Here is a 13,990-nt window from a genome sequence, read left to right as displayed (position 1 = left end):
GCGATGCGCGCGTTCGTCCTGACCGCCCCCGGCGCGTACGAGGTCCAGGACCTCCCGGCGCCGGTGGCCGCTCCCGGCGAGGTCGTCGTCGACGTCGAGCGGGTCGGTGTGTGCGGCACCGACATGGAGTTCTTCACCGGCGCGATGGCCTACCTCCACCAGGGGCACTCCTCCTACCCGATGCGGCCGGGCCACGAGTGGGCCGGGCGAGTGGCGGTGGTCGGTGACGGCGTCGACCCCGGCTGGCTCGGCCGCCGTGTCATGGGCGACACCATGCTCGGCTGCGGCACCTGCCGACGCTGCCTTCGCGGCCACCCGCACGTGTGCGAGAAGCGGCAGGAGGTCGGCATCCGCGGGGGCCGGCCCGGTGCCCTGGCGGAGCAACTCGCCGTACCCGCCTCCTCGTTGCACGCCCTGCCCGACACCGTCGACGCCGTGCTCGGCGCGCTCGTGGAGCCGGGCGGCAACGCCCTGCGCGCCGCACGGGCCGCCGCACCGCGGCCCGGTGACCGCGCGCTGGTCCTGGGGCCGGGGACGATCGGGCTGCTGGTCGCGCTGTTCCTCCGTGCCGCAGGTGCCGAGGTGCACCTCATGGGTGCCACCGAAGGCTCCCTCACCTTCGCCCGCTCCCTGGGCTTCGCTCACGTGTGGTCGGAGGACTCGGTACCGGACCTGCCGTTCGACGCGGTCGTGGACGCCTCGAACGCCGCCCCTCTGCCCGCGAGAGCACTGGGGGCGGTCGAACCGGGCGGACGGCTGGTGTACATCGGACTGGCCGGAGAACCGAGCAGGATCGACACCCGCGCGCTCGTGCTGAAGGACGTGACCGCGGTGGGTGTCCTGTCCGCATCCCCCGGCCTCGACGCCACGATCCGCGCCTACGCGGCCGGAACGGTCGACCCGCGGCCGCTCGTCGCCGCCACCGTCGGCCTCGACGAGGTCGGCCCCGTCCTCGCCGGCGAACGCCCGCCCGGTGGGGGCCCCGGCCCCAAGATCCACGTCGATCCACGACCGGTGCACACCAGGACGGTCCCGCCTACCCGCCGGGAGTGAGCCGCACCAACACCACCCCCGGTGCCGAGGTCAGCGACACCCGCAGCGCGTCTGCGTCCCGGACCACCGGACCGGTGGTCGCGGCCGACGGGTGCAGGATCTCCGCGTGGACCTCACGACCCGCCAAGTCGCCGAGCGGCAACCGGAGTTCGTCCGTCGCCCCACCCCGGCGCCAGACCGTCACGTACGACGGGCCGCCCGGCACCCGCATCCCCAGGGCCAGCCACTCGTCGGTCCATCCCGGCAGCCCGAGCGGCCAGAACGGCACGGCCCGCGCGAGGTCGCCGCGGATGGTCTTGTAGACGGCCACCGCGTCCCGTACGAGGGACAGTTGGTGCTCGGACATGCGATTGAGGTGGCCGGAGAGATGGATGCGGCCGAGCAGTGCCCCGCCCAGGGTGAAGGTGATCAGGTCGTCGTCGAAGTCGGGCTGCGGATAGGCCCAGACGGCGCCCTGCTCGGGCGGCATCGCCGTCGGCGCGGCGGCGGCGATGGGGGCCAGGCGCAGGGGATCCTGCTGGTCGCTGGTGGACTGGAGCTGGGTGACGGCGAGCGTGGCTCCGTCCATCCGCATGCCGCCGGAGGCGCAGTTCTCGACGACGAGACCGGGGTGGCGGTCCTGGACCTCGGAGAGCCAGTCCAGGTAGGCGCGGGTGTGGCCGAGCAGGCCCGCTCCGGGCGAGAGGTCGCCGGGGGCGCTGGTGCCCGGGTCGACCGCGATGTTGTAGTCGAGCTTGAGATACCCGACGCCCCAGTCGCCGACGATCCGGTCCACCGTCTTGTCGAGGTGGGCCCGGGCGGCCGGGTGGCGCAGGTCGAGCTGGTGGCGGCCCTGCTCGCTGAGGCGTACCCCGTCGCGCTGGAAGAAGGCGTCCGCGGGGAGCGCGGACGCGATCGGGCTGCGGACGCCGACCACTTCCGGCTCCAGCCACAGCCCGGGCACCATGCCGCGCTCCCGGATGCGGTCGAGGACCGCCCGGATGCCGCCGCCCGGGAAACGGCGCGGTGACGGCAGCCACTCGCCGACGCTGTCCCACCAGCCCTCGGTGTCGTCGTCGTACCAGCCGGAGTCGATGCAGAAGTACTCCGCGCCGGCCTCGGCGGCCGCGTCGATGAGGGGCAGCAGCTTCTCGGTCGTGGGGTCGCCCATCAGGGTGTTCATGTAGTCGTTGAAGATCACGGGGAGGGCGGTGTGGTCCGCGTGGGGGCGGCGTACGGCCCGGCGGTACGCGGTCAGCGCGCCCATCGCCTCGTCGAACCCGGAACCGAGGGCCAGCGCCGCCGGCACGGTGGTGAACTCCGCGCCGGGCTCCAGCCGACTCCGCCACTGGTGCTCGGCGTCCGTGGGGCCGTTCAGCGCCAGATACGTACCGTGCGCCCGTTCGCCCAGGTCCCAGCGCCAGCCGGCCGGGGACTCGACCTGCCACAGCCAGGCCCGGCCGCCGTCCTGCTCCGTCAGCGCTCCCATGGCGAGGTGGCCGTCGGTGGGCCAGCTGCCGCGTCCGGTGAGGGTCAGCGCGGCCCGGCTGTCGTGCTGGTGGGCGTCGACGTTGATGTCGGCGACGGTGGCGCGCAGGGGCTCGGTGTACCAGCGGCACTCGGCGAGCCAGTCGTTGCGGGCCCGGTGCACATCGAGGGTGTCCGGGGCGGGCAGGCCGCCGAGCAGGAGGCTGCTGACGGACTGGACGGTCAGGGGCTGGGTGCCGTCGTTGCGCAGCCGTACCCGGGACCGGAGCACCGGCAGCCCGACGGGGGACGTCAGCTCGACGAACACCGTCAGGCCGGTCCCCTGGTCGTGGAGTTCGACGGTCAGCCAGTCCCAGCCGGGGCGGCTGCCGCTGTCGTGGGCCCGGTAGAGGAGCCGGGAGCCGAGGGCCGTGCCGGTGAAGCGGGGCCCCGACCAGGCGCTGCCGTGACCGAGGGCGGTCAGCTCGACGAGGGGGAGGGCGGCTTCCGGGTCGACGGGCTCGGCCGCGCCGGGAGGGCCCAGCCGGACCAGCCGCGGGGTGCCGTCGGAAGCGGTGGCGAACTCGACGGCGAGAGCCGACGGGCTCCAGCTGAAGTCGGGCCCTGCGGGCTTCCTCGTCGCATCCGCCGTACCGGCCAAGGCGTCTCCCCTCCCGACCCCGCCCGGCCCGTGCCCCGGCGGCGGTCCGCGTCAGTCGCGTGAATCCATCATTACGGTCTCTTGACGACCTCTGTGTGACCGGTCACAATCCTCGCATGAATGTGACCGGTCACACAAGGCGCCCGGCGAGCATCAGGGATGTCGCGACCGCCGCCGGGGTGTCGTACCAGACCGTCTCGCGGGTGATCAACGGCCATCCCAGCGTCAAGCCGTCCACGCGGGAGCGGGTGCTCGCCGCCATCGAAGAACTGGGCTTCCGGCGCAACGCCACCGCCCTCGCCCTGGCCAGCGGCCGCACCAGGACCGTGACCGTGCTCACCGCCAACACCACCCACTACGGCTACGCCTCCATCCTCCAGGGCATCGAGGAGGCCGCCCGTGCCGCGTCCTACGCGGTCGGGATCGGCGTCCTGGAGTCGACGGAGGAACCCGCCGTCGCCGCCGAGGTGCGGCGCGCGGCGGACACCGGCGGCGGACTGATCGTGATCGCCTACGACCCGGCCGGGGTCCGGGCGTTGGGAGCCGTGCCCGCCGAACTCCCGGTCGTCGGTGTGGTCGAGACCCCCGCGACCCCGCCCGGGGGTGACCGCCCCTGGGTGTGGGCCGACGACCGCGAGGCCGCCTACCGGGCGACCCGGCATCTGCTCTCCCTCGGCCACGAGACCGTGCACTACGTCGCCATCCCGTCCAGCACCCGGCGCACCAGCGCCCGCACCAGTGGCTGGCGCCAGGCGCTGGAGGAAGCGGGGGCGCCCGAGACCCGTCCGGTGCAGGGGAGTTGGGGTCCGGCGGGCGGTCACGCGGCCGGGCGGAGACTCGCGAAGGACCCGTCCGTCACAGCGATCCTGTGCGGCAACGACGACCTCGCGCTCGGTGTGCTGCGCGCCCTGCACGAGGCCGGCCGGTCCGTCCCCGGCGAGGTCAGTGTGGCCGGCTTCGACGACGCCCCGCACGCCGCCTATCTGACCCCGTCCCTGACGACCGTACGCCTGGACTTCACCGGCCTGGGCCGGGCCGCCTTCGCCCTGCTGCACGGGGTGCTGGAGGACTCCGCGCAGATCGCGCCGCACCCCGTCTCGGTACCGGAGCTGGTGGTGCGGGAGAGCTCGGGGCCGCCGCGCACCGGTCGCTGAACTCCCCGTACGAGCACCGCTGTTCTGACTCCTGCCCTGCCCTGAGCCCCCCCCGTTCTCGAAAGGCACGTGATGAAGACAAGAGCTCTCCCCGCCCTGGCGCTGATATGTGCCATCGGCCTGGCCGCGACCGCGTGCAGCGATCCCACGGCCGGGGACTCCGGCGACTCGGGCACGGACGGGAAGCAGACGGCCGTGAACCCGACGGCCCGCCTGGACGGCGTGAAGCTGACCATGTGGACCGCGCAGAACACGGTCAACGCGCCCAAGCAGGTCGTGGAGGCCTTCGAGAAGGCCACCGGCGCGAAGGTGGAGACGCAGGCGATCCCGGACCTGTACGAGCAGAACGTGCCGACGAAGCTCGCCTCCGGCGACCGGCCGGACCTGATGTTCTGGCAGCCGTCGATCTCCACGCTGCCGTTCGTCCAGCCGCAGCAGAACCTCCTCACCCTCGACTCGGAACCCTGGGTCTCGAAGCTCGGCAGCACCGAGAGGTCGCTCGGCGTCATCGGCGGCAAGCGGTACGCGGCGATCGTCACCAGCCCGTCCATGCTGGGCGTCTACTACAACAAGGACGTCTTCAAGAAGGCCGGACTGACCGAGAAGGACTTCCCGAAGTCGTACGACGAGCTGCTGGCCCTCGGCAACACCGTCAAGGACAGGACCGACGCGGCCGCCTTCTACGAGGCCGGCGGCGACAAGTGGCCCCTGCAGTGGCAGATGCAGGTCCAGCTCACCGATCTCGACCAGCAGTGGTGGGCCGGTCTGAACGAGAACAAGGAGAAGTGGACCGACCCGGTCGTCGTCGCCGCGATCAAGAAGTACAAGGAGAAGCTGCTCGACGCCGGACTCGCCCAGAAGAACTACCGTACCGGCACCTTCACCGGGCAGGCCGACGCCCTGTGGGACGGTGAGGCGGGCATGGTCCTCAACGTCACCTCGTTCCAGACCCAGTTGCAGGCCAAGCACTCCACCGCCGAGATCGACCGGAGGATCGGCTGGTTCCCGATCGCCAACTCCTCTGCCACCGGCATGTACTCCCCCGACCAGACCAACGGCGTGGTCGCCTTCAGGACCGGCGACGAGAAGCGGCAGAACGCGGCCCGGCAGTTCCTCGCCTTCTGGCTCGGCCCCGACTACGCCGACTACATCAAGACGATGAAGATCCCGTCCGTCCAGCCGTCCGTGCCGACACCCGACGGGCTCCCGCAGACCTCCAAGGACCAGGTCGCCGCCCTGCCCAAGGCGATCGGGGTCTTCCAGGCCAAGGCGATCGTCGCCCCGGACACGCACCTCTACCTCGCCGACATGCTCTACGGCAAGAAGAGCCCGCAGCAGGTCGCCCAGGCGATCCAGGACCAGTTCGCGCAGGTGGCCAAGGCCCAGGGCGCGCCCGGTTTCCAGCCATGACGGACACGGTCGTACCCGCCGCGCGCAAGCGGGCACCCGCACCAGGCACACCGAAGGGCGTGGGGCGGCTCCCCCGCGCCGCCGTGCACCACCCGTGGTGGTTCGCGCTCCCCGCGATCGCCGTCTTCGCGGGCTTCTTCCTGGTGCCGAACCTGCTCAACTTCTACTACCCGTTCACCAACTGGTCCTCGTACCACGCGGACATCTCCTTCACCGGCCTCGACAACTTCACGACGATCGCCGACGACGGCTCCCTGCTGCGCGCGATCCGCACGACGCTGTTGTACGCGTTCCTGGCCGCGCTGTTCCAGAACGGCTTCGGGCTCGTGCTCGCGCTGCTGCTGGAGGCGGACACCCGCTTCAACCGGTTCTTCCGCGCGGTCTTCTTCCTCCCGGTGCTCATCTCGGCGCTCGCGACCGGTTACGTCTTCCAGGCCCTGCTGGACCAGGACGGCGCCGTCAACTCCGTGCTGGGCACGGACGTTCCGTGGCTGGGCTCGACGACGTGGACGCTGGTCCTGGTGACCCTGATCCACGGCTGGAAGTGGATGGGCCTGTCCATGCTGATCTATCTGGCCGGGCTCAAGGGCATCCCCGGCGACATGCTGGAGGCCGCGCGGATGGACGGCGCCGGGCCGTGGCGGACCTTCTGGTCGGTGCGTTGGCCGATGCTCGCACCGGCCGTCACCTTCAACGTCACCACCGCGCTGATCGGTTCGATGAACACCTTCGACATCGTGCAGGCCACGACGGGCGGCGGGCCCGCGGCCTCCACGGAGGTCTTCAACATCTACATGTTCCGCATCTTCGGACAGGGCCTGTACGCCCAGGCCTCCGCGATGAGCCTCGTCCTGTTCCTGGTCGTGGTCGCCGTGGCGATCCCGCTGGTCGTCGGCCTGCGGCGAAGGGAGCAGCTGCTGTGAACGCGGTGGTGTGGCGGTACGGCCGCCCGGCCCTCGTCCTGCTCCTCGCCGCCCTCGCGGTGGGCGTACCGCTGTGGCTGGTCGTCGTCACCTCGGCGAAGCCGCAGGCGGAGGCGATCAGGCCGAACCTGGACCTGCCGGTGCACTGGCAGCCCGGCGGCAACTACCGGGACGCCGTCAGCGAGGGCGAGATGCTGCACGGCTTCGTCAACTCGCTGCTCGTGGTGGTGCCTTCGGTCGTCCTCGTGCTGCTCCTCGGGGCCGGCGCCGCCTGGGTCTTCGCCCGCCGGAAGTCCAGGCTGGTCTCGGCGGCGTACGCGCTGTGCATCAGCGGACTGCTGCTGCCGCCCGCCGTCATCACCATCGTGATGGAGCTGCGGCAGCTCGGTCTCGCGAACACCCGGCCCGGGATGATCGCCGTCTACACCGGGATGTACCTCTCCACGTCGATCTTCTTCATGACGGGCTTCATCCGCGCCATCCCCATGGAGCTGGAGGAGGCGGCCCGGATGGACGGTGCGGGGCCGGCGCGGATCTTCGCCCGGATCATCCTGCCGCTGCTCAGGCCGGTGATCGCCACCGCGACGATCATGGTGATGCTCTACGCGTGGAGTGACATCTTCTACGCGTTCTTCGTCCTGGGCGGCGGCGAGCGGGCCACTCTCCCGCTCAACCTCTACAAGGTCGCCAGCGCCCAGCTCTACCTCAACAACTGGCATCTCGTCTTCGCGTACGTCGTGGTGATGAGCCTGCCGATGGTCGCCGTGTTCCTCGTCGGCCAGCGAAAGATCGTGTCCGGAATCACCAGTGGAGCCGTCAAATGACCGGAGGTCCAACAGCGTGATCACCCCCACCCGCACGCGAACCCGTATCAGAACCGCCCTTGTCACCACCGCACTTGGAGTCGCCGCCATGGCAGGCACCCTCCCCACCGCAGCGCCGGCGGCAGCAGCCGACCCACAGCGCCTCTCCGTCGATCTCGCCGCCTCCGAGGGCCCGGTGATGCTCGGCGCCAACGGCGCGCTGTACGGGCTCGGCGACGACGGAGTCCCCAGCGACGCCATGCTGGAGCCCCTCAAGATCACCAGCATCTCGCAGAAGCCGGAGGGCGGCGCCCAGCATCCCAACGGCGACGCGCTCACCGTCTCCAAGTCGTTCTTCCGCAACGGCGGCGGCGAGATCAACGTGATGATGCAGGACATCTACGCCAAGTGGCCGTACGAGAACCTCGGCATCGACGACTACCTCACCAAGGTGGACAAGATCACCAAGGAGGTGTCGGCGGACCCGAACAGCGACCGCTTCGTCTACATCCCCTTCAACGAACCGGACTTCATCTGGTACAGCCTCAACGGCTCGGACCAGGCCCAGTACGAGGTCGAGCGGGACCGGTTCTTCGAGCACTGGAAGACGGTGTACCACCGGATCCGCGCCATCGACCCGGACGCGACGATCGCCGGTCCCAATGAAACCGGCTTCTACCCGCGCTTCGTGAAGGACTTCCTCACCTTCGCCAAGCGGGAGAACGTCCTGCCCCAGGTGTTCACCTGGCACGAGCTGAGCTCCGGCTCGCTGCGCGACTTCCAGGGGCACTACGACCAGTACCGCGCGCTGGAGCGCGAGGCGGGCATCGCGCCGCTGAAGATCAACATCGATGAGTACGCCAACCGCCGTGACCTGTCCGTGCCGGGGCAACTCGTGCAGTGGGTCTCGATGTTCGAGCGGAACAAGGTGTACGCCAACCAGGCCTACTGGGACGCCGCCGGGAACATGGACGGCAATGTGGTGCGCTCGAACATCCCCAACGGCGGCTGGTGGTTCTTCCGTTGGTACGCGGGCCTGACCGGCGACACCGTCAAGGTGACCCCGCCGCAGGCCAACACGATAGACACCCTCCAGGGTCTCGCCTCCCTCGACACCTCGCGCCGCCAGGCCCAGGTGCTCCTCGGCGGCTCGGCCGGTGACGCGGACGTCGTGGTGGAGAACGTCTCCCGCGCCGTCTTCGGCCGCACGGTCACCGCGACCGTCGCCGAGGCCGCCTGGTCCGGCTACGAGGGGCAGCACGCGACGCCCCGCGTCCTGACCCGTACGAAGCTGAAGGTCGCCGACGACGGCACGGTGAAGGTCCCGCTGCGCGGCCTGCACAAGATGTCCGCGTACCGGATCGTCCTCACCCCCGGCGGCTCCGGCACTCCGTCCGCCGCCTCCGTCCCCTGGTCGGCGTCGTACGAGGCCGAGGACGCGGCCATCACCGACGGCAAGGTCTACACCCAGGGCACGGTGAGCAACGCCAACGGCTACGCCGCCTCCGGCACGAAGGACGTCGGCTCCCTCAACACAGCCACCAGCAAGGTCGACTTCTCGGTGACGGTCCCGAAGGACGGGACGTACGACCTGGCGATCCTCTACGGCAACCAGTCGGGAGGACCGGCCACCCAGAAGCTGTCGATCGACGGCGAGGACCCGGTCACGGTCTCCTACCCCTCCACCGAGAACTGGACCTACCGCGCCAAGAAGGACGTCACGGTCCGGCTGTCGGCGGGCACCCATGTGCTGACGCTGGCCAAGGGCGACAAGGAGGTCACCCTCGACCGCGTCGACCTGACCGCGCGCGCCTCCCAGCCCTCCGCGTCGTACGAGGCCACGCTGGCGGACGTCAGCGGGAAGCCGTCGTACGACTACTCCTCGTCGGCCGGGGTGGGCACGGGTGCCCTCGTCCTGCGCTCGGGTGACAGGGCGGTCTTCGACGTCTACGCCCCGCGCGACGGCTACTACACGGTGGTGCCGCGGGCGTCTGCGGCGCTCCAGCTGGCGTTGCACGGGGAGACGGTAGCGGCGGCTCCGGGCCGGTCGCTGCGGCTGTACCTGGTGGCGGGCAACAACCGTGTCGCGGTGACGGCCAAGCACGCCGCCGTGCGCTCCCTCGACGTCACGGGCGACGGCTCCTCCACCGGCACGCTGTCCTACGAGGCCGGCTCCGCCACCCTCCGGGGCGGCGCCAAGCTCGTCGACTCGGCCCACGCCTCCGCCGGGTCGTACATCGGAGAGCTCGGCAACAGTGCCGCAAGCACCGCCGAGTTCACGGTCGACGCGCCCAGGTCCGGCCGCTACGTGCTGGTCGTCAGCTACGCCCACAACGACCGCCGCGACAACGGCCACGCCTACAACACCGACATCATGTCCCGTACGGCGGACATCACGGTCGGGTCCGCCGCCCCGCGCCGGGTCACCTTCAAGAACACCTGGAGCCTGGAGGACTACTGGACCGTCGGCGTCCCCGTCGACCTGAGGAAGGGCTCCAACAAGGTGACGTTCGGCAACGCGGCCGCGTGGGCCCCGAACATCGACCGCATCGAGCTCGGCCGCGTCGTCGGCTAGGGCCTGTCGTTTGGATCAGGCCGGCTGTAAGGCTCGGTGCCTTGCAGCCGACCCGAGCGGGGTCTGGTGCGTGCAGTTGCAAGGCGGAGGAGGGCGTCAACGCGGAGCGTTGGCAACCGACGACAACCCGGCAGATGTGCGTGCCAGACCCCGCGACGCCGGGATGATCCAAACGACAGGACCTAATCGATCAACCGGCCCGGCACCCCGGCGGTGCCGGGCCCCTCCGGGAGGAAGGAACGGGGAACGCGGACCGGTGCCGAGGCGTTTACGTCTGGGAGCGGGGTGGGTGGACCCGCCCCGCCGGGGACAGGAACGAGGACGAGAGATGAGCGACAAGGCCCGGAAGCTGTTCGAGGCGCTCGACCTCGACCAGAACGGGATCCTGACCCGCGACGAGGTGATCATCGCGTTGCGCTCCAAGGGACCGTCTCTGGCCGCGTCGGGAGTGCTGCCGTTCTGGGGTCTCGGCGACGTCGACGACTCCTCCGCGCTGTTCGACGCCGCCGACCAGAACGGGGACGCCGTACTGACCCTGGAGGAGTTCGCGGCCGTCGTGGACCGCCGTTTCGGCTGGCACTGACACCGGACCGGCCCGCCGGGCGGGCGATCGCCGTCCGCCTGGTGGGGGTGGCCCGGCGGTGCGACGCTTGAGAGAAGAGGTGTCGTCCGAGGAGGCCCGCGGGAGGACCGATGGGACGGGACGTCCCGGCGCTGGTCTTCACCCGTGAGGACCGCCGCCGGTACCGGATCAAGATGCAGGAGTGCCTGGACGCCTTCGCGCAGATGCTGCGCGAGGCACGGTTCGAGTCCGAGCGGCCCCAGGTCGGTCTGGAGATCGAACTGAACCTGGTCGACGACGCGGCCGAGCCGACGATGCGCAACATCGACGTGCTCGAGGCGATCGCCGACCCCGCCTGGTCCACCGAGCTGGGCCGGTTCAACCTCGAGATCAACGTTCCGCCCCGCCGTCTCACGGAGGGCGGCCCCGACGCGTGGGAGTCCGAGATCCGCGCGGCACTGAACCACGCCGATCGACGCGCCAGGTCGGTCGGCGCGCGTCTGCTCATGATCGGCATCCTGCCCACCCTGCGGCAGGAGGACATCGGTGAGGCGGCGCTGTCGGAGAACCCGCGCTACCGGCTCCTCAACGACCAGGTCTTCGCCGCGCGCGGCGAAGACCTGCGGATCGAGGTGGACGGCGTCGACCGGCTGCGGACCTACGCCGACACGATCACCCCGGAGGCCGCCTGCACCAGCACCCAGTTCCACCTCCAGGTCTCCCCCGAGGAGTTCCCCGCCTACTGGAACGCGGCCCAGGCCATCGCCGGAGTCCAGGTCGCCCTGGCGGCCAACGCGCCCTTCCTGTTCGGCAAGGAACTGTGGCACGAGACCCGTATCCCCCTCTTCGAGCAGGCGACCGACACCCGCCCGGAGGAGATCAAGGTGCAGGGCGTACGGCCGCGGGTGTGGTTCGGAGAGCGGTGGATCAACAGCGTCTTCGACCTGTTCGAGGAGAACCTGCGCTACTTCCCGGCGCTCCTGCCCCTGTGCGACGAGCAGGACCCCGTGGAGACGCTGGACCGGGGTGACATCCCCGAACTGGCCGAGCTGACCCTGCACAACGGCACGATCTACCGCTGGAACCGCCCGGTCTACGCCATCGCGCACGACAAACCGCACGTGCGCGTGGAGAACCGGGTGCTGCCCGCCGGCCCGACCGTCGCCGACACCCTCGCCAACGGTGCCTTCTACTACGGCCTCACCCGCGCCCTGGTCGAGGAGGACCGACCGGTGTGGTCCCGGATGTCCTTCTCCGCAGCCGAGGAGAACCTGCACACGGCGGCACGGCACGGCATCGAGGCACCGCTGTACTGGCCCGGGATGGGCGAGGTGCCGGTGCCCGAACTCGTCCTACGGCGTCTGCTGCCGCTGGCGCACCGGGGACTGGAGCTCTCCGGCATGGACGCGGCCTGGCGGGAGCCGCTCCTCGGCGTCATCGAGCAGCGGTGTGTCACCGGCCGCAACGGCGCGGTGTGGCAGAAGGAGATGTTCCACCGCCTGGCCGCCTCCCACGGTGGCGGCCGCCACGAGGCCCTGCGGCGCACCACGCAGCTGTACATCGACTACATGCACCTCAACGCGCCCGTCCATACGTGGCCGGTCGACTGAGCAAGGCCGTCCGGGGGTGTTCCGCGCGCCGTCGGGGGCACTCGCATGGCAAGGCGTCGTATGACACGGCGTCAAAAACCGACTCAGTCGAACCATTCAGTCGAAGGGACGGGCACCGTGCTTGCCATCGTTTCGGCAGTCCTCTTCTTCATCTCCTTTCTGATCAACGCGGCCGACATCTCCACCAACGACACCTTCACCTCGACCAACATCATGCTGCTCGGCCTGCTGGCGCTGGCCCTCCACCTCGCGGGTGTCGGCAGCGGCTGGTCGGCCCGCGGCCGCAGGCGCTGAGGTCGGCGGACCGAGGCGACGTGCCAGGAACGGCTCCTGGGAGACGACGGCGCCGACGCTGATGCTGAGGGCGACGGCCACACAGACCACGATCAGCCAGGAGAGCAGCACGAAGATCGAACCCGCGGAACCGTAGTCGGACAGGGCCCGCTCGATGGCCCGTGGCATGTAGAAGTGCGCGGTCACCGACAGGGCGGTGACCGCGATCGCCGTGATGACGGCACCCGGCAGGAGGGGGCCCCAGCGGACGATCCCGTTGAGCAGGAGGTGCTGGGTCCACCACCACAGGGCCGTCTGTGTGATCAGGGTGACCGGCACACCCAGCCATGCGCCCAGGCCGAACCCGTGGCGCAACGGCTCCTGGAAGACCAGCACCACCAGCCAGACGACGATCCACACCAACCACCGCCAGGGAGCGAGGCTCGTCCCGGCCCGGGGTGTCGTCCAGGCCCGTCTGCACAGCCGCTGCATCGCACGGCTCACGGCGGTGGCCGACAGCAGCACCATGAGCCCGCCGACCAGACCGGTGGCCTGTTGCAGATCGTCGGTCGGCGGCTGGAACGCCTGCTCCAACTGGTCCTTCGCCTTCCCGCTCAGGCCGAAGACGGCGTTCACCGACGCGATGAGCTGCTTCTGCACGCCCGTCGGGGCGTACGCGCCGACCACGAAGATCAACGGCACCGCGGTCAGGAAGCACTGGGCCGCGAGGCGGGTGGCGGAGTCGAAGATGTTCACCGACACCATGCGGTCGACGACTCGTGTGATCACCGGCAGCCGGTGCTCCACGCGCGCGTGGTACGCCTGCGCCGAGACGGTCAGCCCATGGGCCCGGTCACGCCACCAGGACGCGCGCAGCAGGGCGGGGATCCGGCGACGCGAGCCGCCCTCGTGCCTCGCCTCGCCGGGCTCGGGCTCGGGCTCCATCGAGCTGCTCCTTCGCGGCTCCGTCGTCGGTGCGGCGGCGGTACCCGCTGTGCTCCTCCAGCCGTGGGGACTGATGGCGATCGCCTCGGGTACCTCAGTGCACGATGGTGAAACTGCGCCACAGCCCCTCAGTGGGGGCCACGCCGTCCGACGTCTGGGTGCTCAGATAGATACTCGCCCCGCCCGGCGGTTCGGTGCAGTCGGCTGTCGGGTAGAGCACGATGTCGTTCTGGGTGTGGTTGTCGACGTGGGTCACCCCCTCGATGAAGCGGTGACACCCGTCGACCCCGGGGTTCGAGATCTTCTCGACGCGCTTGCCCTCGTGGCGCGCCTCGATCGTGCCCAGGGCCTGCTTCTCCGCGCAGCCCGTCAGTGCGGCACCGAACAGGAGGATGCCGCTGAGGGCCATCGTCGACCGGGAAACGGACATCGAGCCTCCTGTGCCACAGCCGGGCGCCGGCCGGTACGTCGTCCGAGCACCAATATCCGTCAGAACCGGCCGGCTCGCCCGGTGAGGCGTCCGTCGCGCCGACCGCGGCAGGGCGACTTAGGATTGATGGGTGCGTTCAGGTGAA

10 protein-coding genes and 1 pseudogene are annotated in these 13,990 nt (G+C 70.5%); 8 read left to right on the top strand and 3 right to left on the bottom strand.

The window, feature by feature from the left end; translation table 11 throughout:
* Positions 1-3: 3 nt before the first annotated feature.
* Positions 4-1,053 carry a zinc-binding dehydrogenase gene (locus ACGFNV_RS39070; protein ID WP_393629399.1) on the top strand — a complete coding sequence of 350 codons (1,050 nt, stop codon included), beginning with the start codon at positions 4-6 and terminating at the stop codon, positions 1,051-1,053.
* On the opposite strand, the gene ACGFNV_RS39065 is transcribed toward ACGFNV_RS39070, so the two are convergent.
* Positions 1,037-3,160 (bottom strand): alpha-galactosidase, encoded by a 2,124-nt coding sequence (locus ACGFNV_RS39065; RefSeq protein WP_393629398.1) that lies wholly within the window; start codon positions 3,158-3,160, stop codon positions 1,037-1,039. The two genes, ACGFNV_RS39070 and ACGFNV_RS39065, sit on opposite strands and share 17 nt — an antisense overlap.
* Before the next feature lie 116 nt (positions 3,161-3,276).
* On the opposite strand from ACGFNV_RS39065, the gene ACGFNV_RS39060 reads away from it, so the two are divergent.
* From ACGFNV_RS39060 to ACGFNV_RS39030, 7 genes are all read left to right on the top strand, one after another.
* The gene (locus ACGFNV_RS39060; RefSeq protein WP_393629396.1) at positions 3,277-4,314 is read left to right on the top strand and encodes a LacI family DNA-binding transcriptional regulator; all 1,038 of its coding nucleotides are present in this window, start codon (positions 3,277-3,279) and stop codon (positions 4,312-4,314) included.
* A gap of 72 nt (positions 4,315-4,386) precedes the next feature.
* The gene (locus ACGFNV_RS39055; RefSeq protein ID WP_393629394.1) at positions 4,387-5,724 is read left to right on the top strand and encodes an ABC transporter substrate-binding protein; all 1,338 of its coding nucleotides are present in this window, start codon (positions 4,387-4,389) and stop codon (positions 5,722-5,724) included.
* The gene (locus tag ACGFNV_RS39050; RefSeq protein WP_393629393.1) at positions 5,721-6,647 is read left to right on the top strand and encodes a carbohydrate ABC transporter permease; all 927 of its coding nucleotides are present in this window, start codon (positions 5,721-5,723) and stop codon (positions 6,645-6,647) included. Before ACGFNV_RS39055 ends, ACGFNV_RS39050 begins: the two co-directional genes overlap by 4 nt.
* Positions 6,644-7,471 (top strand): carbohydrate ABC transporter permease, encoded by an 828-nt coding sequence (locus ACGFNV_RS39045; RefSeq protein WP_393629392.1) that lies wholly within the window; start codon positions 6,644-6,646, stop codon positions 7,469-7,471. The genes ACGFNV_RS39050 and ACGFNV_RS39045 overlap by 4 nt, the downstream gene beginning before the upstream one ends.
* A gap of 88 nt (positions 7,472-7,559) precedes the next feature.
* On the top strand, positions 7,560-10,025 hold the full coding sequence (locus tag ACGFNV_RS39040; protein WP_393629390.1) for a CBM35 domain-containing protein: 2,466 nt from the start codon (positions 7,560-7,562) through the stop codon (positions 10,023-10,025).
* 328 nt (positions 10,026-10,353) lie between these two features.
* Positions 10,354-10,608 (top strand): EF-hand domain-containing protein, encoded by a 255-nt coding sequence (locus ACGFNV_RS39035; protein ID WP_393629388.1) that lies wholly within the window; start codon positions 10,354-10,356, stop codon positions 10,606-10,608.
* 110 nt (positions 10,609-10,718) lie between these two features.
* Complete coding sequence (locus ACGFNV_RS39030) at positions 10,719-12,197, top strand: glutamate--cysteine ligase (RefSeq protein ID WP_393629386.1); 1,479 nt, start codon at positions 10,719-10,721, stop codon at positions 12,195-12,197.
* A gap of 345 nt (positions 12,198-12,542) precedes the next feature.
* Here the strand turns inward: ACGFNV_RS39030 and ACGFNV_RS39025 are convergent.
* Both ACGFNV_RS39025 and ACGFNV_RS39020 read right to left on the bottom strand, forming a co-directional pair.
* Positions 12,543-13,235 (bottom strand): annotated as a pseudogene (locus ACGFNV_RS39025) (YhjD/YihY/BrkB family envelope integrity protein); the annotation flags it as partial.
* 274 nt (positions 13,236-13,509) lie between these two features.
* The gene (locus ACGFNV_RS39020) at positions 13,510-13,845 is read right to left on the bottom strand and encodes a hypothetical protein (RefSeq protein WP_393629384.1); all 336 of its coding nucleotides are present in this window, start codon (positions 13,843-13,845) and stop codon (positions 13,510-13,512) included.
* Between the last annotated feature and the right edge of the window lie 145 nt (positions 13,846-13,990).

Source organism: Streptomyces sp. NPDC048751 (assembly GCF_043198595.1).
Classification (GTDB): Bacteria; Actinomycetota; Actinomycetes; order Streptomycetales; family Streptomycetaceae; genus Streptomyces.
This window is presented reverse-complemented; position numbering and strand designations above follow the sequence as displayed.

Bases quoted from the DNA above. Each gene is read 5' to 3' on its own strand.
- ACGFNV_RS39070 (WP_393629399.1), top strand. From the start codon at position 4: ATGCGCGCGTTCGTCCTGACCGCCCCCGGCGCGTACGAGGTCCAGGAC.
- ACGFNV_RS39060 (WP_393629396.1), top strand. From the start codon at position 3,277: ATGAATGTGACCGGTCACACAAGGCGCCCGGCGAGCATCAGGGATGTC.
- ACGFNV_RS39055 (WP_393629394.1), top strand. From the start codon at position 4,387: ATGAAGACAAGAGCTCTCCCCGCCCTGGCGCTGATATGTGCCATCGGC.
- ACGFNV_RS39050 (WP_393629393.1), top strand. From the start codon at position 5,721: ATGACGGACACGGTCGTACCCGCCGCGCGCAAGCGGGCACCCGCACCA.
- ACGFNV_RS39040 (WP_393629390.1), top strand. From the start codon at position 7,560: ATGGCAGGCACCCTCCCCACCGCAGCGCCGGCGGCAGCAGCCGACCCA.
- ACGFNV_RS39035 (WP_393629388.1), top strand. From the start codon at position 10,354: ATGAGCGACAAGGCCCGGAAGCTGTTCGAGGCGCTCGACCTCGACCAG.
- ACGFNV_RS39030 (WP_393629386.1), top strand. From the start codon at position 10,719: ATGGGACGGGACGTCCCGGCGCTGGTCTTCACCCGTGAGGACCGCCGC.
- ACGFNV_RS39020 (WP_393629384.1), bottom strand. From the start codon at position 13,845: ATGTCCGTTTCCCGGTCGACGATGGCCCTCAGCGGCATCCTCCTGTTC.